Source organism: Devosia sp. ZB163 (genome assembly GCF_028613635.1).
Classification (GTDB): Bacteria; Pseudomonadota; Alphaproteobacteria; order Rhizobiales; family Devosiaceae; genus Devosia_A.
In genome coordinates, this window is record NZ_JAQRMY010000003.1 from 20142 (window position 1) to 41370 (window position 21229).

Consider the following 21229-nt stretch of genomic DNA (forward strand, 5'->3'; position numbering starts at 1 on the left):
GGCGTAGCCGGTGGAGGGGGCGGCCCCACGCGCCGGTGTTTGCTGCTTACCCCTCATCCGCCCTTCGGGCACCTTCTCCCACAAGGGGAGAAGGCCCGACTGCAACCAGTTTGCCTCCCAAGGGCAAGGCCGGGAGTTCCAGTGCTCCCGGCCACCACCACCGGAACCAGCCATGACCACCGAAACCACTCGCGAAGCGCCGCTCGCTACCCTCCACCCCTGGTTCCTCGACCTCTATTCCCAGCTGCTGGCCAACCCCGTCGCCGCCGCGCCCGCGATCGCGTCCCGCCTTGCCGACGCCGACCCAACCGACCCAATCGAAGCCGCGCTGGCCCTCTATCTCGCCGCCCTCGATTCCCAGCCGCAGGCGCTGCAGTCGTCTCCCTCCCCCTCGGGGGGAGGGATCAAGGGTGGGGGGCAGCCCGCACCGGGTCACATGCTCCACACTCCCCACGCCCTCACCCTCCGCGACACCGTCGCGCGCCGCCTCGAGCGCGAGCTCTCGCCCAACCAGAACCACTTCACCGATACCTGGGTGGTCGCCCTGTGGGCCGCCGCCCTGCGCGAGGCCAATCATCTCGTCCGCCGTGAGGCCGATACGCGGCTCGTCGGCCGGGTGAAGAACCACGTCTATGCGCGCCATGTCCGCGCCGGCGGCCTCATGTCGTCGTCCGACAAGGCGACGCTCGATTTCGACGTCCTCCTCGCCGCCGTCCCGTTCGGCCTGTTCGATGTCGAGGATCTCGTCCTCGTCGACTCCGTCCGCGCCCTCGCTACGCCCGAGCGCATTGCCGCCGCCACGCCGGCCGATCGCCAGCTCCTCGCCTGGTACTGGGCCGAGCAGGGGAGCTATTCGCGGAGCCGCCAGCTTCTCGCCGAGACCCCGTCGGCCATCGTCGCCAACCGGCTCAAGGCGCATCGCCAGCTCGAAGCGCGCTTCATCCGCCATGCCCCCGATGGAAACGGCAATCGCTACGAGCCGCTGGTCGAGGAGCGCTTCCCGAAGCTCGTCACCGACACCGACGAGGTCACCGTCCGCGCCGTCGCCTCGCCGCTCTCGGCGGACGAGCCGCTGGAACTGCTGCTCGGCGACACCGTCCTCGCCGGCACGTTCAAGGGCGACTGCTGGGAGTTCATCCTGCCGCGCGCCGTTGGCGGATCGCTGGTCGAGTACCGTATCCGCTTCGCAAACCACCCGAACGTCGTTCAGGGACCGTTCATGTACGAGGTCCTGACCCGGATACGGAATGTCAGCGCCGCTGACCTCTCCGGCTCCCGCCTCGAGCTGCGGCCCGGCGCAAGTGCGGGAAACTTCTCGCCAATCCGCCTCGGCGCGGCGACGCTCACCGCGGTCTCGTACCTCCACGATCGCGCCGGGAAAATCCGCGAAATCTCAGCCACTCTCAGCCATTCGCCCTGCGGCTGGTACGGCTTCGGCGAGCGCTACAATGCGCTGGACCAGGCCGGCAATCGCATCGATCAGTTCGTCTACAACCAGTATAAGGAACAGGGGCTCAGGACCTACATGCCGATGCCGGTCGGCTACACCGATGCCGGCTTCGGCCTCCACATCGCGACCGATTCCTACTCCTGGTTCGACCTCTCGACCCCCGGCGAGACCCGTTTCGGCGTCGAGGCCGATAGCCTCGCCATCGACCTGTTCACCGGCACCGTCGCCGAGCAGATCAGCCAGTTCATGGCCCTAACCGGCGACCCCGAGCCGGTGCCCGCCTGGGCACTAGGCCCCTGGATGTCCTCGAACAACTGGGACAGCGAGGCCGAGGTGCGAAAGCAGGTCGCCCTCACCCTCGAGCACCAGATCCCGGCCACCGTTCTGGTCATCGAGGCCTGGTCCGACGAGGCGACGTTCTACATCTTCAATGACGCGCAGTACGCCGAAAGGCCCGGCGCCGAGGCGTTTGCCTACGGCGATTTCAGCTTCCCCGAATGGGGCCGCTGGCCCGATCCCAAGGGTCTGGCCGATCACCTGCACGACAACGATCTCCGCCTGATCCTCTGGCAGATTCCCATCATCAAGCAGTCCCCGGCGCTGAAGCACGCGCAGAAGCGCAACGACGAAAGCCATTTCTTCGCTGAGGGTTATGGGGTGAAACACCCCGACGGCACGCCGCTCCGGTTGCCCGAGGGCTGGTTCAAGGACAGCCTGCTGATGGACTTCACCAATGCGGAAGGCCGCGACTGGTGGTTCTCGAAGCGCCAGTACCTGATCGACGATCTGGGCGTCGACGGCTTCAAGACCGACGGCGGCGAGATGGTGTGGGGCAGGGACCTCGTCTTCGCCGATGGACGCACCGGGCTCGAAAACCGCAACGCTTATCCCCGCGACTATATCTCGGCGTATTATCGGTTCGCGCAACAGAACGGGGGCATCTGCTTTTCGCGCGCGGGCTACACGGGTGCGCAGACTTTCCCGGCGCATTGGGCCGGCGATGAACGATCGACGTGGGAAGCGTTCAAACGGTCCATCCTCGCCGGCCTCTCGGCCGGAATGTCGGGTGTGATCTTCTGGGGTTGGGACATGGCAGGCTTTTCGGGCGAAGTTCCGAGCGCCGAACTCTATGTCCGGTCGGCGCAGATGGCCTGCTTCTGCCCGATCATGCAGTACCACGCCGAGAGCAAGGCCGAGTTCAACCAGGACCGCACACCCTGGAACATTGCCGAGCGCTCGGGCGACGAGCGGGCGCTGAGCGGCTACCGGTTCTATGCGAACCTGCGCATGTCGCTGATGCCGTACCTCGTCCGCGAAGCCGCCTGGTGCGTCGCCGAGCGTCAGCCACTGATGCGCGCAATGCTGCTTGATTATCAATCAGATAGCGAGGTCGTCCCCCTCTGGGACCAGTACATGTTCGGCCGCGACCTGCTCGTTGCCCCGATCATCCGCGAGGGCGATACGAGCCGCTCGGTCGTCTTGCCAGAAGGGCGCTGGTGGCACCTGTTCCAGAACCGCTGGTACGAGCCCGGCACGCATCAAGTCACTGCGCCGCTTGAGGAAATCCCGGTCTTCCTGAGCGAAGGCAGCATCCTGCCGCTGGCCTTCGACCGCGAGGTTCACCTTGGCGCCAGCATGCCGTCCCGGCTCGATGCCCCGGGCACGCTCGTCCTGCTGGTCGCCGGCCTCGCCGAAGGTAGTCCCGCCCGCCACGAAGGCATCACGCTCGAACGTTCGGGCGATACCGTCCGCATCGTCGGCGAGGCTCCGCTCGTTCGTCGCTGCCTGCTGGTGTTCGCCGATCGACCCGCACAGGTGGAGGTCGATGGCGTCCCTCATGTCATTGGCGCGTTGTCACTTTCGGGCGTGCCGCTGCCGATGGTCGAGCTCAGCGCCGGTTGAACGCCGGCGTCCGGGTCAGGGGTCAGGCCGCGAAGGTGCGGTGTGTCGATGCCCGGAAATGGGCCTCCATCGCCGCAATGGCCCCCGCCACATCGCGCTGCTCGAGCGCGGCGATGACGCGCATGTGCTCGTCTACCGTATCGACCAGATAGCCGCGGAAGCCAGGGCGGCGGTGGACGCGCTGCGCCATGCGGATGTTCTCCTGCAGGCGCTCGTGCGTATCGAGGATGGCGCGGTTGCCCAGTGAGGCGACGATCTCGCGATGCATGCGGCCATCGAGCTCGAGGAACGGGATGTGCGCCGCCTCGAACGGGCTGCCGTCGGTGAGGCTGATGCGGCACTTCTCGTGGTTCAGGCGCATCTCGGCGAGCCAGGCATCCGAGACGGTGTCGCCGAAGCTCTTCAGCGCAAAGATCTCGATCATGATGCGGAACTGGTAGTTCTCGCGGATGAACGCCACCTCCGGGTAGACGATCTTGATGCCGGCGCGCGGCTTGATTTCGACGAGCCCGAACTCCTCCAGCAGCACCAGCGTTTCGCGCAGCGGCGAAAGCGACAGGCCGAGCAGTTCGCACAGCTCGGATTGGGTCACCACCATGCCGGCCTCGAGCGTGCCGTCATTCATCGCCTTGCGGAAGCGGCGGTAACCTTCGTTGTCATTGCGGACGTCAGACATGTGCACCGGTGAACTGGTCAAGAGGCGTTTTCGGACCTCTGTATATCAACAGGCGATTTGGAAATCTCACGAAAACGCCCGTGAACACAGGTTTCTGCGGAACCTGCGAGCTACCAGACCCCCGCCGAAGGGCGAGATATCCACCCATTGGCACGCTGTAGCGCCTTGACTTGAGATATTATTGCCTCTCATTAATATCTCAACGGGGAGGGTCAGCATGAAGCTGGTGATGGTGTCGCACTCGGCGGCCGGGGGCTGCTAGGTGGTCGCGGTCGAGCTGAAGAACGTCCGGAAGTCCTTCGGGACGGTCGACGTCATCAAGGGCGTGGACCTCAACATCGACAAGGGCGAGTTCGTCGTGTTCGTCGGCGCCTCGGGTTCGGGCAAGTCGACGCTGCTCCGGATGATCGCCGGGCTCGAGACGGTGAGCGATGGCGACATCCTGATCGACGGCAAGGACGTGACCTTCGCCGAGCCGTCGGAGCGGGGCATCGCGATGGTGTTCCAGTCCTACGCGCTCTACCCGCACATGAACGTCTACGACAACATCGCCTTCAACCTGAAGCTGGCGCATTTCGGCAAGGACGAGATCGACAAGCGGGTCAAGGAAGCGGCGCGGATCCTCAGGCTCAACGAGCTCTTGAGCCGCTCGCCGGCGCAGCTGTCGGGCGGGCAGAGGCAGCGTGTTGCCATCGGCCGCGCCATCGTGCGCAACCCCAAGGTGTTCCTGTTCGACGAGCCGCTGTCGAACCTCGACGCGGCTTTGCGGGTGCAGATGCGGCTCGAGATCGAGCGGCTGCACCGCGAGCTCGGCACGACCATGATCTACGTCACGCACGACCAGGTCGAGGCGATGACGCTCGCCGACCGGATCGTCGCACTCGACAATGGCCGCATCCAGCAGGTGGGGCCGCCGCTCGATCTCTACGCGCGGCCGAACAACCTGTTCGTCGCCGGCTTTATCGGCTCACCCAAGATGAACCTGCTGCCGGCCAAGATAGTGAGCAACTCGGACGGCACGGCGACGATGAGCCTCGATGCGAGCAGCGGGACCAGGCTCGAGCTTGCCGCTCGCGGCGCCGGTGTCGGCGATGCAGTCACGCTCGGGGTGCGGCCGGAGACGCTGGAAGTGGTGCCGGTGGGCGCCGCGTTACCGGCGGGGCTCGCGGCGCTCTCGGCCAAGGTCGAGTCGGTCGAACGGCTCGGCAACATCACTTACGCCTATCTCGATGGGGGAACGCCCGAGGTGATCACCGTTCAGGTGATGGGCCATTCCGACCTCGAGCCGGGGCAGGAGGTCCAGGTCGGGCTGAAGCCGGATCAGGTGCACGTCTTCGATGCAGCGGGCGCCGTCTTGGCGTCGGCGGTCGGCAGATAAATCCGGCGCAAAACCGGAAACACAGGAGGAGAGACTAATGCTTCGTACAAGGACCGCCGCGCTTGCCGGCGGTGTAGCGCTGAGCCTCGTGGCCGGTGCAGCGACGGCCCAGGATGCGGTGACGCTGAACGTCTGGTCGGACACGCCGCGCCTCACGATGTTCGATCTCTACGACAAAACGCACGACAACGTGACGCTCAACGTCACGACCGTCGCGCCGGCCGATCTGATCGCCAAGATCCAGCTGGCGCTGCAGGCAAAGAGCGAGATCCCCGACGTGATCTTCATGTCGGATATCGGCTACACCGCGCAGCTCTCGACCCGCCGCTCGAACTACCTGCTCGATCTGACCGACAAGGTGCCGCAGGCGCTGCAGGACGAGTTCTACCCGAACGGCAACTCGCCGTGCCATGTGAACGGCAAACTGCTGTGCATGCGCAACGACCTCGCGCACATGATCGTCTGGTACGACAAGGACGCCATGGCGGCCCTCGGCAAGGCCGTGCCGACGACCTGGGAGGAGTTCCAGAAGCTCGGCGAGGAACTGGGGCCACAGGGCTACAGCCTGGGCACCGGCGTCGAGGCGTTCCCGCTCTACGCGATGCTGGTGTCCGACGGCTGCGACATGGTGATGCCGGTCGAAGGCAAGGAAGATACTGTCAAGATCGACCTCACCACCGACAAGTGCCTGAAGCCGGCGAAGATGGTCGACGCTATGCTGGCGAATGGCAGCCTGACCAAGATCGGGCCGTTCGAGCCGGATTTCGTGGCGAAGGCCAAGGATGGCAAGATCCCGCTGATGATCGGGCCGACCTGGTTCGGCGAATACGTGATCAAGCCGACCTATGAATGGCCGGCCGGCAAGCTCGCCGCGGCTCTGCCGCTGAAGTGGGACGACCAGAGCCAGCCGCTGACCTGGAGCTGGGGTGGCGGCACCTACGGCGCCTGGAAGGACACCGCGCACCCGGCCGAAGCCGTCGACCTCGTGACCTGGATGTCGACCGACGTCGCCAACCAGACTGGGGCCGTGACGCTGCCGGCGCACCGTCCTTCGGCTGAAGCCTGGGGTGCGCGCCTCGCGAGCGATGCCTACTATGCCGATCCGAACGTCTTCCAGGTGGAAGCCGAGGCGGCGCAGTTCAGCCACCCGGGCTACGCGAGCCTGCGCTTCTCGGTCAGTGACGCGATCGCCAAGGTCGTGGTGCAGCCTCTCGCCAGCGGCGGCACGGTCGAGGGCGCCCTGCCGGCGCTGCAGACCGAACTCGTCAACCTCGCCAAGCTCAACGGCTACCAGGTCGAGTAACTGACCGGCCGGATGCGTCTTCGGGCGCGTCCGGTCCTATCGGGCGGGGCATCCATGAGCGCGACGGCAATGGCATCAGACGTGAGGGCGGCGGCGAGCGATCGCGTCCGCAGGGCCAGGCAGAAGGCACGGCGCGATACGCGCATGTCGTATCTGCTCTTGGCGCCCTACCTGATCCTGCTGCTGATGTTCGGGCTGTTCCCGATCGCCTATGCGTTCGGGCTCAGTTTCTTCGACACTATCGAAATGGTGTTCTGGGGCTTCACCAACTACCAGTTCGTGTTCGACGATTTCCGCGTGCCGGCGAGCGTCGTCAACGTCCTGGCGTTCGTTGCGATCTGGGTGACGCTGACGATGATCGGCGTGGCGATGCTGTCGCTGATGCTGGACAGCATCAATCGCAAGACCGCCAACACGCTGAGGACGATCTATTTCCTGCCCGGCGCCGTCACCTCGTCGGCCATCGTGGTGCTGTGGCTGTTCGTGCTCGACCCTTCGGTCAGCCCGTTCCAGCCGGTGCTGCACACGCTGGGCTGGGGCACACGGGCGGACGTGATCTCGGGCATAGGCCTCGCCGGGGTGTTCGCCATCATGGCGTATTTCTCGGCCTCGGGCGGCTGGATCGTCGTGTTCGGCGGGGCGCTGTCGAGCCTCCCCACCGAAGTGATGGAAGCGGCGCGCATCGATGGCGCCAACCGGTTCCAGCTCGCGACACGGATCAAGCTGCCGATGATCTGGCGCTCGCTGGTGCTGATGGGGATTTTGAGCTTTGCCGGCGGGTTGCAGCTGTTCGTCGAGCCGCAACTGATGGGGCTCGCCGGCCCGCAGTTCGCGCAGAACGACTGGTCGCTGAACCAGATGGCGTTCCAGTACGCGTTCCGGATGGGCGATTTCGGTGCCTCGGCGGCGCTGTCGACGCTGCTTGTCGGGGCCTCGATCGTCATCGCGCTGGTGATCGTCTTCGCCACCAAGTTCTACAAGATCGATTGAGGGCGCAATGAGCACCAGAACCGCACCGATGCGGATCAATCCCGGCAGGTTCGTGGTCTTTGCGACGCTGGCCTTCGCGGTGTGCTTCTACGGCATTCCGCTGCTCTGGCTGTTCATCGCGGGAACCCGGTCGGAATCCTCGCTGCTGACGCAATCGCCGTTCGCACTGGGCGACTGGGACTCGTTCGCCCGCACCTGGACCAACCTCACCACCTACAACAACTTCCAGATCCTCACCTGGACGGTGAACTCGCTGATCTACGTGGTGGGCGGGGTGCTGCTGTCGCTGATCGCCTGCATTCCTGCGGGCTACGCACTGGCGGCATCGGAGTTCCCGGGGCGCCGGCTCGTTCTGATCTTCACGCTGATCGCGATGATCACGCCATCGACGGCCGTGGTGCTGCCGATCTTCCTCGAGCTCAACATGCTCGGGCTCAGCAACACCTATGCCGGGCTGATCCTCGCGTCGGGCTTTTTCCCGTTCGGCGTGTACCTGACCTACGTCTACTTTTCGACCTCGCTGCCCAAGGGCGTGATGGATTCCGCGCGGGTCGATGGGGCCAACCGGTTCCAGCTGTTCAGCCGGATCGCGCTGCCGCTGGCCCGGCCGATCATCGCGCTGGTGGCGTTCTTCAGCTTCCTTGGCATCTGGTCGAACTACTTCCTCGCCTTCGTGCTGCTCAGCGACGACAAGCTCTACAACCTGCCGGTGGGGCTGACGGCGCTGGTGAGCGGTTCAGGCGCGCTCAGCAACCTGCCGTCCAACGATGTGCCGATCAAGAAACCGGAGGTGGTGCTCGCCGCCATCCTCGTGGTGCTGCCGGTGCTGCTGATTTTCATGGCCGCACAGCGGTTCGTGCGCTCCGGCATGCTGTCGGGCGCGGAAAAGGGTTAGCGGCCACGGGCGGACTTGGCGAGGCCAAGTCCTGCCTGGAGCGGCCGCATAGGATCTACCTAGGAGGACTGAATGAAGATCACGGGGTTCACGGCATGGCTGGTCGAGCACGAGCCGGGACCGAAGTTCATCTGGCGCGACGGCATTCCCGGCTCGCACGGTGACATCCCGCGCGGTTCCAGGCCGCACAAGGCAGTCATCCGCATGGAGACCGATGCCGGCATCGACGGCGTCATCGAGATGGGGCGCGGCGAGGCGGTGATCGACCTGGTGCGGCGGCGCTACCACGAGTTCATCGGCGAGAACCCGTTGCTGACCGAGCGGATGTGGCGGCTGATCTGGGAACTCGACCGCATCGAAGAGTTCCACATGCGCACGCTCGGCATGCTCGACATGCTGTGCTGGGACGTGAAATCGCAGCACGCCAGGATGCCGATCTACCAGATGCTGGGCGGCGACGACCGGGTAGTGCCGGCTTATGCCTCGACGGTCACCTGGCCGACGATGGATGAGTACGAGCGCTACATCAAGATGAGCCGCGACGTCGGCTTCAAGGCGTTCAAGCTGCACGCCTGGGGCGGTCCGGTGAAGCGCGACATCGAGCTCTGCAAGAACCTCCGCAAGTGGGTCGGGCCCGATGCGGACCTGATGTTCGACGGCTCGGCCGGCTGGGACTACGTCAACGCGCTGGAGTTCGGCAAGGCGATTCAGGACCTCGGTTTCCTCTGGTACGAGGAGCCGATGCGCGAGTTCCACCTCGGCAGCTACACCAAGCTCTGCGAGAAGCTCGATATCCCGATCCTCGCCGCCGAAACCTCGGACGGCGTGCATGGCAACATGGCGACCTGGATCGAGAACAGGGCGCTCGACATGACGCGCGTCTCGACCTTCTACAAGGGCGGCTTCACCGGCTCGATGAAGGTGGCGCACCTCTCGGAAAGCCACGGCATGCGGGCCCAGGTGCACGGCATGGGACTCGAGAACGCGCAGATCTGCGCCGCCATCTCGAACAACGATTATTACGAGCAACTCGTGATGAACGAGGAGCAGATCAAGGGCCTCGACAAGCTCGGGCCGCTGTCGATCGTCGACGGCAACCTGACGGTCAGCGACGAGCCCGGCATCGGCTACGAGTTCGATTTCAAGAAGCTCGACGAAACCGCGCTTGCCAAGATCGAGGTCACAGAGCGGCTGAGGCCGATCGGCGCGGAGGTGCCGTGGCACTGACATATCCAAGTTCGTAACTGAGCATCAGGAGGAGGACGCTCATGACGACCAGGTTTGATAGACGATCAGTTCTGAAGATGGGTGGCGGCCTGTTGGCCGCCTCGGCGCTGCTGCCGGCCCGCGCCATGGCTCAGCAGACGGCGATCAACTACTGGCACACGTTCACCAGCCAGTCGGAGTTCGCTGGGCTGGAAGACGTGATGAAGCTGTTCGCGGCGGCGCACCCCGATATCGCGGTGACGCAGGAGAACATCCCCAACCCCGAGTTCATGGCCAAGATCACCGCGGCGGTTGTGTCGGGCAGCCGCCCGGACTCCACCATGGTCTCGTCCGAACGCGTCGCCGACCTCGTCGCCATGGGCGGGCTCACCGACCTCACCGACCGGATCGCGGCGTGGGAGCGGCGGGGCGATTTCGACGACTCGCGCTTCGCCTCGATCACCAAGGACGGCAAGGTCTACGGCATCCCGGCGTTCACGTTTGTCGACTGGATGTACTACCGCAAGGACTGGTTCGACGAAGCCGGCCTCGCACCGCCGACCACTTATGCAGAGTTCCGTGACGCGGCGATCAAGCTGACCGACCCGGCCAAGGGCCGCTTCGGCTTCGGCATGCGCGGTGGTGCGGGTGGTCAGTCCTATGTGATCAACATCATGGAAGGCTTCGGCGCCAAGCTGATCCAGGACGACGGCTCGATCAGCCTCGATCGCGACAAGGCGATCGAAGCGGTGGACTGGTGGTCGGGCCTCCTGATCAAGGACGGCGCGGTGCCGCCCAGCGCGCCGAACGACGGCTTCCGCCAGATCATGGAAGCGTTCCAGACCGGCCAGACCGCGATGCTGTGGCACCACACCGGCTCGTTCCAGGACAACTCGAAGCTGCTGAAGGCCGGCGTCGAGTTCGCCACCGCCGCGATCCCGGCCGGTCCCGTCAACCGCGTGTCGCGCCTCGGCTATGCCTACAACACGGTGACCAAGCCCGAGACGATCGACGCCAGCTGGGAGTGGATCAAGTTCTGGGGTGAGCCCGACGCGGCCGTCGCGTTCCTCGAAAAGACCGGCTACTTCCCGGCCTCGACGGTGGCGGCGCAGGACGAGCGCATCTCCGGTAACCCACTCTACAAGCCGGCCGCCGATACGCTCGGCTTCGGTATTCCGGCGCCGAGCTTTGCCGGGTTTGCCGGTTGGTCGGAGAGCGTGGTGCTCCCCGCCTTCCAGCGCGTGCTGATCAAGGAAGCGACGCCCGAACAGGCGGTCGACGAGATGATCGACGGCCTCGCCCAGGCGATCGCCTGAGGTTGATCGAAGGCGGCCGGAGTCATCCGGCCGCCTACTTGCCCGCTGTGGCAAAGGCTGAGCGCTGAACATCGCCCAAACTCGGTGTCATCCCCGCGAAAGCAGGGACCCATCTCTAAGCCGGCGCTTGCGGAAGCTTGGATCCCAGCTTTCGCTGGGATGACAGCCGGTGGGAGTGGGTACAGGCGGGCTACCCGATACGTTCGTCCGCCAAACAATCCAGGAGTAACGCATGGTTGAGGCGAGGATCAGCTACCCGCCACCGCTAACGCTGTGGGATCGCATCAATCCGGTCCGGATGATCGGCGAGCTCTCGGAGACGCGGTACTGGATGTACCTGCTGCTGATCCCGAGCGCGCTGCTGATCACCGCCGTGGTGATCTACCCGACGCTCTACGGCATGCAGATGAGCTTTCGCGAGATGCGGCTCAACCGGCCGGACCTCGGCACCGGCTGGGTCGGGCTGAAGCACTACCAGCGCATGCTGACCGACCCGATCTTCTGGGTTTCACTGCGCAACACCGCGGTGTGGGTGACCTCGGCCATCGCGCTCGAATTTCTCATCGGGTTGATCGCGGCGCTGGCGCTGAACCGGAACCTGCCGGGGAGCAAAGTGCTCGCGGTGCTGATCCTGCTCCCATACTTCCTTCCCAACGTGGTCGCCGGCCATATGTGGGCGCTGATGCTCGATCCGCGGCTGGGGGTGATCAACGACCTCCTCGTCAAGATCGGCTGGCTCGAGGGCTACAAAGCCTGGTTCGCCGACCCCTCGACCGCCATGGCGGCGGCGATCGTGGTCGAGGCCTGGCACAGTTTCCCGTTCTTCACGCTGCTGATCCTGGCGGGGCTGAAGGGCATTCCCTCCGACCTCTACAAGGCGGCCGACATCGATGGCGCGGGGCCGTTTGCGCAGCTCAGGCTGATCACCCTGCCGATGCTGAAGACCATTATCGCGGCGGCGGTGATCCTCAGGGTCATCGGGCTGGTAAACTCGCCCGACCTGCTGCTGATCCTGACCAGCGGCGGGCCGGGACGGTCGACCCAGGTGCTGAGCCTCTACGCGTTCCAGACCGCCTACAAGGATTTCAACTTCGGCTATGCCGGTGCCCTCTCGGTGGTGATGTTCATCCTCCTGATGGGTTTTGCCTGGGCCTATGTCCGGCTCTCCAAGGTGAACGAGGACTGACGCCATGGCCGCCACCCGCTCACGTTCGAAACTTCTCTGGGACGTCATCAGCTACGTCGTGCTGGTCGGCCTTGCCTTCATCGCCATCGCGCCGATCGTCTGGACCTTCCTCACCTCGCTGAAGTTCGAGGAGGACATCGTCACCCGGACGATGCAGTACATCCCCTCGCGCATCACGTTCGAGAACTACGTCAAGCTCTGGAACCAGTCGGGCTATCCGGTGCTGGTGATCAACAGCCTGATCGTCACCACGACCACGGTGCTCTTGTGCCTGCTCACCGGGACGGTCGCCGCCTATGCGTTCAGCCGCTTCCAGTTCAAGGGGCGCACGCAGCTGATGCTGGGGTACCTCGTGGTGCGGATGTTCCCGGCGGTGCTGATGATCATCCCGCTGTTCATCATCATGCGGCAGGTGGGGCTGCTCGACAGCACCATCGGGCTCGCCATCGCGTACACCAGCTTCCTGCTGCCGCTGTTCGTCTGGATGCTGAAGGGCTTCTTCGATGCGGCGCCCAAGGAGCTCGAAAGCGCCGCCCGCATCGACGGCACGACACGGCTCGGCGCCATGTTCATGGTGGTGATCCCGATCGCGCGGAACGGACTGCTCGCCACCTGCGTGTTCGTCGCCATCGCGGCGTGGAACGAGTTCCTGTTCGCGCTGATGCTGACCACCAGCCAGGGCTCGCGCACCTGGCCGGTGGGCTTGCAGCTGATGGTCGGCGAGTTCCAGCTGCCGTGGGGCATGCTGGCGGCCGGCGGCATGATTTCCATCCTCCCCGTCATCGTGCTGTTCGCCATCGTGCAGCGGGCGATGGTCGCCGGCCTCACCGCCGGCGCAGTGAAAGGCTAGGTGCAATGGCGACGCTTTCGATCAACTCGGTCCGCAAGAGTTTTGGCGCCGTCGAGGTGTTGAACAACATCGACATCGAGGTCGAGGATGGCGGCTTCCTGGTGCTGCTCGGGCCGTCAGGGTGCGGCAAGTCCACGCTCCTCGCCATTATCGCCGGGCTCGAGAACAGCTCGGGTGGCGACATCCTGATCGGCGACAAGAACGTCAACGACGTGCACCCCAAGGACCGCAACATCGCCATGGTGTTCCAGTCCTACGCGCTCTACCCGACCATGCCGGTGCGCAGGAACATCGGCTTCGGGCTCGAGATGCGGAAGGTGGCGCCGAAGGACAGGGAGGCGGCAGTCCAGCGAGCGGCGGAGTTGCTGCAGATCGAGCACCTGCTTGATCGGAAACCCGGGCAGCTGTCGGGTGGACAGCGCCAGCGCGTGGCGATGGGGCGGGCGATCGTCCGCAACCCCGACCTGTTCCTGTTCGACGAGCCGCTCAGCAACCTCGATGCCAAGCTCCGGGTCGAGATGCGGACCGAGATCAAGCGGCTGCATGACAGGCTCGGTACCACCACCGTCTACGTCACACACGACCAGGTCGAGGCGCTGACGCTCGGCACCAAGGTGGCGGTGATGAAGGGCGGGGTGATCCAGCAGTTGGCCGACCCCGAAACGATCTATGATCGGCCCGCCAACATGTTCGTCGCGGGCTTCATCGGCTCGCCGACGATGAACTTCCTCAAGGGGACGCTGGAGCAGGGCGATGGCGGGCTGGTGCTGCGGCATGCGGCCGGGACGCTGGCGCTGGCGGGGCTGCAGCAGGATGTCGCCGGCTTCGTGGGCCGCGAAGTCACGGCCGGCATCCGGCCCGAGATGCTCGATTCGGGCGACGGCCCGGCATCGCTGACCGGTGTCGTCGACGTGGTCGAGCCGACCGGGCCTGACACCATGGTGATCGCAAGCGTCGGCGGGCAGCTGATCACCGCGCGGCTCGGGCCCAAGGACCGGCCGAGACCGGGCGAGCCGCTGACACTGACCGTTGACACCACCGCCATCAATCTCTTCGACCCCGTATCGGGAAACCGGATCTAGCCACCATGACAACCGCCGACCTGAACCTGCCGTCCATCGAGGCGGCCGATATCGCCCCCTTGCCCGAATGGGCGCTGCTGCAGCGGCAGATATTCGCCATCCTCAACGAGGCGGCGATAGAGTTTGCCGACCGCTACACGCGGCCGGACGGCACGCTGATCTGGCGCGATCGCTGGCCGGGGATGGATGGTTCGGACGACCCCTATGAGGGGTTCATGAACATGCCGCTGTTCTACGCGCTGGGCGGCTCGGAGGAGGTGTACAAGCGCTCGCGCATCATCTGGGACGGCATCACCTGGCAATGGACCGAGTACGGCCAGATCCATCGCGAGTACGACGCCTATTACGACTGGATGCATCACGGCGAGAGCAACCTGTTCTTCTACTTCTTCGGTCTCGCCGACCCCTCGGTGCCGAAGGACCGGCAGCGCACGCGGCGGTTTGCCGGGTTCTACAATGGCGAGGATGCCGAGGCGCAGAACTGGGATGCAGAGAAGCGGCTGATCCGCTCGCCCATCACCGGCAGCCGGGGGCCACGGTTCGAGCAAACGGCAGAGGACTGGTCGACGCATCGCGAGATCCTCGACGAGTATCTGCCGCCGTTCGAGGACCTGCCGGGGATCGACAAATACGGCATGAAGACGCCGTGGTCGGACGATGCCGTCTACGCGGAGATTCTGACCCGCATCAACCAGCGGCAATCGCGCGGCGACGTGCCGCTGAACCTCGGCGCGACGTCGCTGATGACGCACGCCTTTGCCTACACGGGCGAGGAGAAATATCGCGCCTGGGTGCTCGACTATCTCGCGGCATGGGAGGAGCGGACCCAGAAGAACGGCGGAACAACACCGGACAATGTCGGACTTTCGGGGGAAATCGGCGAGTACAATGACGGGAAGTGGTGGGGAGGCTATTACGGCTGGCGCTGGCCGCACGGCTCGTTCTCGCTGCTCGAACCGCTCTGCGTGTCGGGCGTCAATGCGGCGTTGCTGACCGGGGATATGAAGTATCTGGCGCTGGCGCGTTCGCAGCTCGACATGCTGTGGGGGCTCCGGCGCGAGGAGGGCGGCCAGCAACTGGTGCCGAACCGTCATTATGACGAGGGCTGGCGCGACTATCGCCGCTTCCACCCGATGTACGGGGTGTATCTGTGGAACGTCTCGATGGCCGATGAGGACGCCGAGCGGGCCGAGCGCGGCTGGGCCGGCGACCTGTTCGACGAGGTGAACCCGGCCTATCACGGCTACGGCAAGACCAATGGCGGCCACATGGGCTTCAACGGCAACACCGCGCAGTGGTTCAGGTTCATGCGCGGCAACTACCCGGACTATCCGGAGCAGGTGCTGAAAGCCGACCTCAAGACCATCACCGAGCAGATCGCGAATTTCCGGAAGGCCGAGAACGATCCGCTGACCATGGATCACTTCCGCGAGTCGATGACCATCCACATGTGGCAACAGCTGACGCCGATGGTGGTGGAAGCGCTGACGCAGCTGACACTGGGCGGGCCGATGCACGTCTATCACGGCGGCCTGCAGGTGGCGCGGTTCCGCTACTTCGATGCCGCGGGCAAGCGCCCGGGCTTGCCGCAGGGCGTGGCGGCGCTGGTCGATGGCTTGAGCGACGATGGCGCGACGCTGACGCTGGTGAACACTGACGCGGTGCACGCGGCCGAAGTGGTGATCCAGGGCGGGGTGTTCGGCGAACACGACTTCACGTCGGTGACGCTGGGCGACGGAGCGACGATACCCGTCAGCGGGCGATGGGTGACGGTAAAGCTGGCGGCCGGAGCGACGGCGCGGCTGTCGCTAGGAATGCGCCGTTACGCCAACGCGCCGAGCTACGACACGCCGTGGGCGCGGGCCGCCGATGGCCCGGCGGTGCTGCTGGGGCGGGAGGAGTAGGGCACGATGGTGCGGTGATCGCCTTCTCCCCTTGTGGGAGAAGGCGCCCGAAGGGCGGATGAGGGGTATCTCTCCGTGCACTCAGTCGCTCGTCGCCTCGCTCCGATCGCGCAAACCTTCGGGTTGCGTGACCCCTCATCCGGCCTGTCGGCCACCTTCTCCCACAAGGGGAGAAGGCCCACGTGGCGAGATCGCGCCTCGACTAACTACCCCCGCCGCTGCGCCAAGTAGATGTGCTGGCAGGCCAGCACGGTCTCGCCGCGCTGGTTCAGCACCCGCACTTCCTCGGTCACCCGCCCGTACTGGGGGCGCTTGGGGTCGTCGTCCAGCGCCGCAATCGTCAGTTCGGTGTGGATCGTATCGCCGATGAACACCGGCTTCGGAAACCGCAGGCGTTCATAGCCATAGGTGAAGGCGAGCGGGTTGATCTCCGTGGCCGTCAGCCCGATGCCGATGGCGAAGGTCATGGTGCCGTGGGCGATGCGCTGGCCGAATTCCGAGGCCTTCATGAACTCGGCGTCCATGTGGTGCGGGAAGAAATCGCCGGTGTGGCCGGCGTGGACGACGAAGTCGGTCTCAGTGATGGTGCGGCCGGTGGTCTTCCTGACCTCGCCGACGACGTAGTCCTCGAAGTGGCGCGGCCGCTCCATCAGAAACTCTCCCGGAACATGCGGTTCAGATCGGCGACGATAGCCGCCGGCGTCTCGCCGCCGACGAGGCCAGCGCTGAGGCGTTTGCTCGCCGCATCCTGGAACGCCATGTAGCCGCGGTGGCGCGGGCGGACATAGGCGGCTTCGAGGGTGTTGCGGGTGTTGCGGTAGAAGTCGCCGGTCGCGGCATTCACCGCCGCGTCCGCCCAGGCATCGGCGTGGCCGGGCTGGCCGCCGGAGCTGGCGTAGAGGCCGGATTGCACCGGGCCGGAGGCGACCCAGTAAGCGTAGTCGATGGCGGCATCGCGGTGCTGCGAGAACGCCGAGACGGCGATGCCGGTACCGCCGAGAGCCGAACCTCTTGCCCCGGGCAGCGGGATATCGGTGAAGCTCAGGGTGTGGGGGCGGAAGCCCGGCATGGCATAGCTGACATAGCCGTAGCCGAGCGGCATCAGCGCGACCTTCGCATCCGGGCGGGCCATGGCTTCGGAGGCGGCGATGGGGTCCATGGCGAAGTTGGCGGGATCGATCAGCGCGGTGATTTCGGCCAGCCTGTCGACGACCTGAGCACCAATCGCCGGGTCGATCAGCTCGCCCTCGGCCGTAGCGCAGGGGTGGCCGAGATTGGCGGCGAGGGTGAAGAAGCTCATCATCGAGTGCGGCGCCAGCATGGGCAGCACGACTTGCCCGGCGCGCGCCAATGCAAGCACGCCGGCCCAGTCCTTCGGCGGCTCGATCAGGTCGGCGCGGAACGCCATCACCTGCGCCGCAGCGTCGATCGGAAAGGCCCACTGGCGGCCGGCATATTCGTAGCTCGGGTAGCTCTGGCCGACCGAGGCCCTGGCCAGCGCGGCGCGCTCGGCCTCGCGGCCGGGAACGTCGAGCGGGGCGAGGCAGTGTTCGGCGACGATCTGGCCGACATGCGGGTGGTCGATGACGATCAGGTCGTATTGCCGGGCCAGTTCCTCGACCGGGAAGCTCTCGAAATCCTGCAGGCTGCGCTTGTCCCAGTGGATGGTGACGCCGCTTTGCTCGGCCCATGCCCTGGTGGTAGCAACCATCGGGTCATAGCCGCGCGGATGGCTCCAGGTCATGCCCCTGAGTTCGATCACAGGCCGAACTCCCTGCGGATGGCGGCGCTCTGTTCGCCGATCAATGGGGCGGCCCGGCTGGTGGTGGTGCGTTCGCCGTCGATACGGAGCGGCGAGCGGGTGGTGAGGATGGAGACGCCATCGTCGCGGGTCACCGTCTGCAGCATGTCGAGGGCCTTGAAGCCGTCGCTCTCCAGCAGCTCGGGCCATTCCAGCACCTTGGCGCACCAGATGTCGGCCGGCTCCAGCAGTGCGAGCCAGTGCGCGGTAGGCCGGGTTTCGAGCGCGTTCGAGATGATGGTCTTGATGGCGTCGCGTTCGCGGAACCAGCTCTTGGGATCGCCGGCATAGGGGTCGAGCGCCGCCAGTTGCAGCAGGTCGCGGAGCTTGCCGAGCGGGGTCATGGCGAGGGCGAGGTAGCCGTCGGCGGTGGGATAGACCCCGTAGGGTGCCGAGAGATAGGCGTGGGCGGAGCGGAACTCCGAACGCTTCGGCTTGCGCCGGCCATCGTTGAGATGGGTGGTCAGCACCTCGAACTGGAAGTCCACCAGCGCTTCGAGGAGGCTCGTCTCGACATGGGCGCCCTGACCGGTTCGGCCTTTCCTGACCAGCGAGGCGAGGATGCCCTGCGCCACGGCGGCGCCGGCCAGCATGTCGGCGATGGCGAGGCCGAAGGGGACCGGACCCTGGTCGTGGTCGCCGTTGAGCCACATGACGCCGGAGCGGGCCTGCGCGAGGAGATCCTGGCCGGGGCGCTGCACCCACGGTCCCTCCTCGCCATAACCTGTTATGGAGGCGTAGACGATGCCCGGGTTGATTGCCCTCGCGCTGCCGTAGTCGAGGCCGAGCCGCTCGATGACGCCAGGGCGGAAGTTCTGCAGCATGACGTCGGCCCGGCCGATGAGCTTCTTCAGCGCAGCGAGGTCGTCGGGGTTCTTCAGGTCGAGCGCCAGGCTCTCCTTGGACCGGTTGATGGCGTGGAAGATGGTAGAGTCGCCGCCGATCTCCGTGTCGCTCAGATAGAGCCGCCGGCTGAGGTCGCCGCCATCGGGCCGCTCGATCTTGATGACGCGGGCGCCAAGGTCCTGCAGGCGCAGCGAGGCGTAGGGACCGCTCAGGAACTGGCAGAGATCGACGACGAGCACGCCATCGAGGGGCAAGGTCATGGCTTTGCTTTCACGGGGGTGGCGGGCTTGGCGGCGGATTCGAAGGCGGCTTCGGCCAGCGCCATGGTGTGCCAGGCGTCCTCAACGGAACTGATTAGCGCCGCGTCCTCGCCGGCGGCGTAGCGCTGCAGATTGCTCATCGTGCCGATGAACGCGTGGGGGAACCAGCGGCCCTGCAGGGGGACTTGGGTCCAGTCGTCACCCTTGCGAGTGATCCAGAGTTCGTCGGACTCGCCCTCGGGATAGTTGAGCAGCAGGCCGAGCTTCACCATCGCGGCGCCGTCGGTGCCTTCGAAGCGGAAGCTCGCGTCCTGGAAGCGGCGGCCGAAATCGTGGTTGTGATTGATCGAGAATGTGACTCGCTGATCCGGGGCGAAATCGAACAGCGCCGAGGTGCGGGTCTGCGCGAGATCGGTCGAGGGGTGCCCGAGGGTGCGGGCATGGACACCGGTGGGGTTGCCGAGAAGAGCGCGCAACGTGTCGAGATAATGGATCGAGTGCACCGCGATCTCGACGCGCGGCATGCCGACGAGGAACGGGAACAGGTGCCAGGGGGTGACGAGGTTGAGATGCACCTCGACATCGATCAGCCGGCCGAGCCAGCCGCGCGCGAGCGCATCGGCGACGGCCAGCATCATGGGCGAGAAGCGGAGCTGGAAGTTGACCGCGGCCTTGAGCGACTTGGCGCGGCAGAGTTCGAGGATAGCGGTGGCCTCGACAAGGTCCCGGCCCATCGGCTTCTGCAGCAGCACGGCCGCGCCGTCCGGCAGTTTCGGCAGCACGTCGAGATGTGCCCCGGGGGGCAAGGCGAGGTCGAAGACGGCGTCGGGTGTGGCGATGGCCTGGTCGAGGCTCTCAAATCCTCGCGTGTTCCACTGTGTGGCTACCGTTCGGGTCCGTTCAGCGTCGAGATCGTAGACGCCGGCCACCGGCAAGTTTGCGAGGCGGTAGGCCGGCAGGTGCGCATCGGTGACGATGCCGCCGGCGCCGATGATGACGATCGGGCGGGGAAAAGAGGGCCGCGGCCAGCTCTGGCGCAGCGCTGTTGTGTCGATGCTCACACGGGGCCTCCGGGACCGCTCGCGGTCATTCTTATTTGAATGCTCTCTTCATATATAGGTCAGACGGCCGCTCTGATAGATCAGATGCGGTAGATGCGCTCAGCGTTGCGATGGAACAGGCGGGCCTGTTCGTCCGGGCTGGCGCCCGCGACGATCTCCTTGAGCGCGGTGACCCAGCGGGTGAGGTCGGCGGTCACAGTCAGGACCGGATAGTCGGAGCCGAACACCACCCGGTCCCAGCCGAAGCAGGCGATGGTGTGCTCGACGAAGGGCCGCAGATCATCGACCGTCCAGTCGTTTCCGGCATAGGCGACGATGCCCGAAATCTTGGCGGCGACGTTGGGTCGCTCGGACAGGGCCTCGATGTCGCGACGCCAGGGATCGAGCGCCTTGGCGGCCACATCGGGGACGCCGCAGTGATTGAGCACGAACTGGACGTCCGGGCATCTGGTCACGAGTTCCAGCCCGATCGGCAGTTGTCTCGCCAGCAGGCCCAGATCGAATGGGTGCCCCGTTGCCGCGAGCCGGCGGAGGTTCTGGGCGAAGATCGGTCTCTGGCTCAGTTCGTCCGGCGAAGTATGAAGAATGCGCCGAAATCCCTTCACCCCGTCAAGCGCCGCCATTCGCTCGAGATAGGCGGGAAACTCCGTCGACTCTGGGCGGCAGGCGGCGATGGCGCCCACCACCCCCGGGTGCGCGCCGAGCATGTGGCGGGTCTCGGCTTCCATGTCGGCTTCAGCGACATCGACCTCCATGTGCAGCGCCGCTTCTATCCCCAGTTTGCCGGCTTCGGCGAAGTAGACGTCGGCGGGCCAGTCGCGGTTGAGTGTGCCGGCATCGGCCAGCCACGGGTAGGAGAAGCGGGCCATATCGACTAGGTGCAGGTGCGTATCGACAATGCGCATGTGATCCCCTCATTTGTTAACTGGCGCGGACGATAGTCCGCGCCGGCCGAGGCGGCCATATTGCGTTCGTCGATGAACGGATTGGGCAGGTTTGTGAACGACTTGCCCCATTGTCGCCTCATAGTGGCCGCCCTTTGCCGGTCGATTGCGAAATCGCGACAGGGTGCGGCGGGTCGGCCGGAACTCATCAGCATCCACCAGGCCACGGTGGAGCGGGT

Annotated in this window: 17 protein-coding genes; 11 read left to right on the plus strand and 6 right to left on the minus strand. The window is 65.5% G+C overall.

The annotated features are described in order from the left end of the window. Positions 1-172: 172 nt before the first annotated feature. A complete protein-coding gene (locus PRN20_RS14125) occupies positions 173-3352 on the plus strand; it encodes a glycoside hydrolase family 31 protein (RefSeq protein ID WP_273958119.1) in 3180 nt (1059 codons plus the stop codon). Between the two features lie 22 nt (positions 3353-3374). On the opposite strand, the gene PRN20_RS14130 is transcribed toward PRN20_RS14125, so the two are convergent. Next, on the minus strand, positions 3375-4028 hold the full coding sequence (locus PRN20_RS14130) for a GntR family transcriptional regulator (RefSeq protein WP_273958120.1): 654 nt from the start codon (positions 4026-4028) through the stop codon (positions 3375-3377). 262 nt (positions 4029-4290) lie between these two features. Between PRN20_RS14130 and PRN20_RS14135 the strand changes: the two genes are divergently transcribed. The 10 genes from PRN20_RS14135 to PRN20_RS14180 all read left to right on the plus strand — a co-directional run bounded on the left by PRN20_RS14135 (position 4291) and on the right by PRN20_RS14180 (position 16138). After that, complete coding sequence (locus tag PRN20_RS14135) at positions 4291-5406, plus strand: ABC transporter ATP-binding protein (protein WP_273958121.1); 1116 nt, start codon at positions 4291-4293, stop codon at positions 5404-5406. 37 nt (positions 5407-5443) lie between these two features. Continuing rightward, positions 5444-6709, plus strand: coding sequence for an ABC transporter substrate-binding protein (locus PRN20_RS14140; protein ID WP_273958122.1), 1266 nt, complete (start codon positions 5444-5446; stop codon positions 6707-6709). A 144-nt stretch (positions 6710-6853) separates the two neighbouring features. After that, positions 6854-7699 carry a carbohydrate ABC transporter permease gene (locus PRN20_RS14145; protein ID WP_273958123.1) on the plus strand — a complete coding sequence of 282 codons (846 nt, stop codon included), beginning with the start codon at positions 6854-6856 and terminating at the stop codon, positions 7697-7699. A gap of 7 nt (positions 7700-7706) precedes the next feature. Next, positions 7707-8594, plus strand: coding sequence for a carbohydrate ABC transporter permease (locus PRN20_RS14150; RefSeq protein WP_273958124.1), 888 nt, complete (start codon positions 7707-7709; stop codon positions 8592-8594). Between the two features lie 72 nt (positions 8595-8666). Beyond that, positions 8667-9821 carry an enolase C-terminal domain-like protein gene (locus PRN20_RS14155; RefSeq protein WP_273958125.1) on the plus strand — a complete coding sequence of 385 codons (1155 nt, stop codon included), beginning with the start codon at positions 8667-8669 and terminating at the stop codon, positions 9819-9821. A 41-nt stretch (positions 9822-9862) separates the two neighbouring features. Continuing rightward, entirely contained in the window at positions 9863-11116 is a 1254-nt protein-coding gene (locus tag PRN20_RS14160; RefSeq protein WP_273958126.1) for an extracellular solute-binding protein, read from the plus strand. 232 nt (positions 11117-11348) lie between these two features. Next, a complete protein-coding gene (locus tag PRN20_RS14165; RefSeq protein WP_273958127.1) occupies positions 11349-12302 on the plus strand; it encodes a carbohydrate ABC transporter permease in 954 nt (317 codons plus the stop codon). 4 nt (positions 12303-12306) lie between these two features. Next, positions 12307-13152, plus strand: a complete 846-nt coding sequence (locus PRN20_RS14170; RefSeq protein ID WP_273958128.1) for a carbohydrate ABC transporter permease — start codon at positions 12307-12309, stop codon at positions 13150-13152. A gap of 5 nt (positions 13153-13157) precedes the next feature. After that, a complete protein-coding gene (locus PRN20_RS14175) occupies positions 13158-14234 on the plus strand; it encodes an ABC transporter ATP-binding protein (protein ID WP_273958129.1) in 1077 nt (358 codons plus the stop codon). A gap of 5 nt (positions 14235-14239) precedes the next feature. Continuing rightward, entirely contained in the window at positions 14240-16138 is a 1899-nt protein-coding gene (locus PRN20_RS14180) for a hypothetical protein (RefSeq protein ID WP_273958131.1), read from the plus strand. A gap of 206 nt (positions 16139-16344) precedes the next feature. Here the strand turns inward: PRN20_RS14180 and PRN20_RS14185 are convergent, their stop codons facing one another. From PRN20_RS14185 to PRN20_RS14205, 5 genes are all read right to left on the minus strand, one after another. After that, the gene (locus PRN20_RS14185) at positions 16345-16788 is read right to left on the minus strand and encodes a MaoC/PaaZ C-terminal domain-containing protein (RefSeq protein WP_273958133.1); all 444 of its coding nucleotides are present in this window, start codon (positions 16786-16788) and stop codon (positions 16345-16347) included. Further along, positions 16788-17882 carry an extracellular solute-binding protein gene (locus PRN20_RS14190; RefSeq protein ID WP_273959021.1) on the minus strand — a complete coding sequence of 365 codons (1095 nt, stop codon included), beginning with the start codon at positions 17880-17882 and terminating at the stop codon, positions 16788-16790. Before PRN20_RS14190 ends, PRN20_RS14185 begins: the two co-directional genes overlap by 1 nt. Positions 17883-17896: 14 nt before the next feature. After that, positions 17897-19045, minus strand: a complete 1149-nt coding sequence (locus PRN20_RS14195) for a CaiB/BaiF CoA transferase family protein (protein ID WP_273958135.1) — start codon at positions 19043-19045, stop codon at positions 17897-17899. Further along, positions 19042-20106 carry a Gfo/Idh/MocA family protein gene (locus PRN20_RS14200; protein ID WP_273958136.1) on the minus strand — a complete coding sequence of 355 codons (1065 nt, stop codon included), beginning with the start codon at positions 20104-20106 and terminating at the stop codon, positions 19042-19044. Before PRN20_RS14200 ends, PRN20_RS14195 begins: the two co-directional genes overlap by 4 nt. A gap of 80 nt (positions 20107-20186) precedes the next feature. Beyond that, entirely contained in the window at positions 20187-21011 is an 825-nt protein-coding gene (locus PRN20_RS14205) for an amidohydrolase family protein (RefSeq protein ID WP_273958138.1), read from the minus strand. Between the last annotated feature and the right edge of the window lie 218 nt (positions 21012-21229).

Excerpts from the sequence above, each read along its gene's own strand:
- PRN20_RS14205 (WP_273958138.1), bottom strand. The coding sequence starts at position 21,011 with ATGCGCATTGTCGATACGCACCTGCACCTAGTCGATATGGCCCGCTTC.
- PRN20_RS14190 (WP_273959021.1), bottom strand. The coding sequence starts at position 17,882 with ATGACCTGGAGCCATCCGCGCGGCTATGACCCGATGGTTGCTACCACC.
- PRN20_RS14160 (WP_273958126.1), top strand. The coding sequence starts at position 9,863 with ATGACGACCAGGTTTGATAGACGATCAGTTCTGAAGATGGGTGGCGGC.
- PRN20_RS14150 (WP_273958124.1), top strand. The coding sequence starts at position 7,707 with ATGAGCACCAGAACCGCACCGATGCGGATCAATCCCGGCAGGTTCGTG.
- PRN20_RS14195 (WP_273958135.1), bottom strand. The coding sequence starts at position 19,045 with ATGACCTTGCCCCTCGATGGCGTGCTCGTCGTCGATCTCTGCCAGTTC.
- PRN20_RS14175 (WP_273958129.1), top strand. The coding sequence starts at position 13,158 with ATGGCGACGCTTTCGATCAACTCGGTCCGCAAGAGTTTTGGCGCCGTC.
- PRN20_RS14165 (WP_273958127.1), top strand. The coding sequence starts at position 11,349 with ATGGTTGAGGCGAGGATCAGCTACCCGCCACCGCTAACGCTGTGGGAT.
- PRN20_RS14180 (WP_273958131.1), top strand. The coding sequence starts at position 14,240 with ATGACAACCGCCGACCTGAACCTGCCGTCCATCGAGGCGGCCGATATC.
- PRN20_RS14125 (WP_273958119.1), top strand. The coding sequence starts at position 173 with ATGACCACCGAAACCACTCGCGAAGCGCCGCTCGCTACCCTCCACCCC.
- PRN20_RS14185 (WP_273958133.1), bottom strand. The coding sequence starts at position 16,788 with ATGGAGCGGCCGCGCCACTTCGAGGACTACGTCGTCGGCGAGGTCAGG.
- PRN20_RS14140 (WP_273958122.1), top strand. The coding sequence starts at position 5,444 with ATGCTTCGTACAAGGACCGCCGCGCTTGCCGGCGGTGTAGCGCTGAGC.
- PRN20_RS14130 (WP_273958120.1), bottom strand. The coding sequence starts at position 4,028 with ATGTCTGACGTCCGCAATGACAACGAAGGTTACCGCCGCTTCCGCAAG.
- PRN20_RS14170 (WP_273958128.1), top strand. The coding sequence starts at position 12,307 with ATGGCCGCCACCCGCTCACGTTCGAAACTTCTCTGGGACGTCATCAGC.
- PRN20_RS14145 (WP_273958123.1), top strand. The coding sequence starts at position 6,854 with ATGTCGTATCTGCTCTTGGCGCCCTACCTGATCCTGCTGCTGATGTTC.
- PRN20_RS14155 (WP_273958125.1), top strand. The coding sequence starts at position 8,667 with ATGAAGATCACGGGGTTCACGGCATGGCTGGTCGAGCACGAGCCGGGA.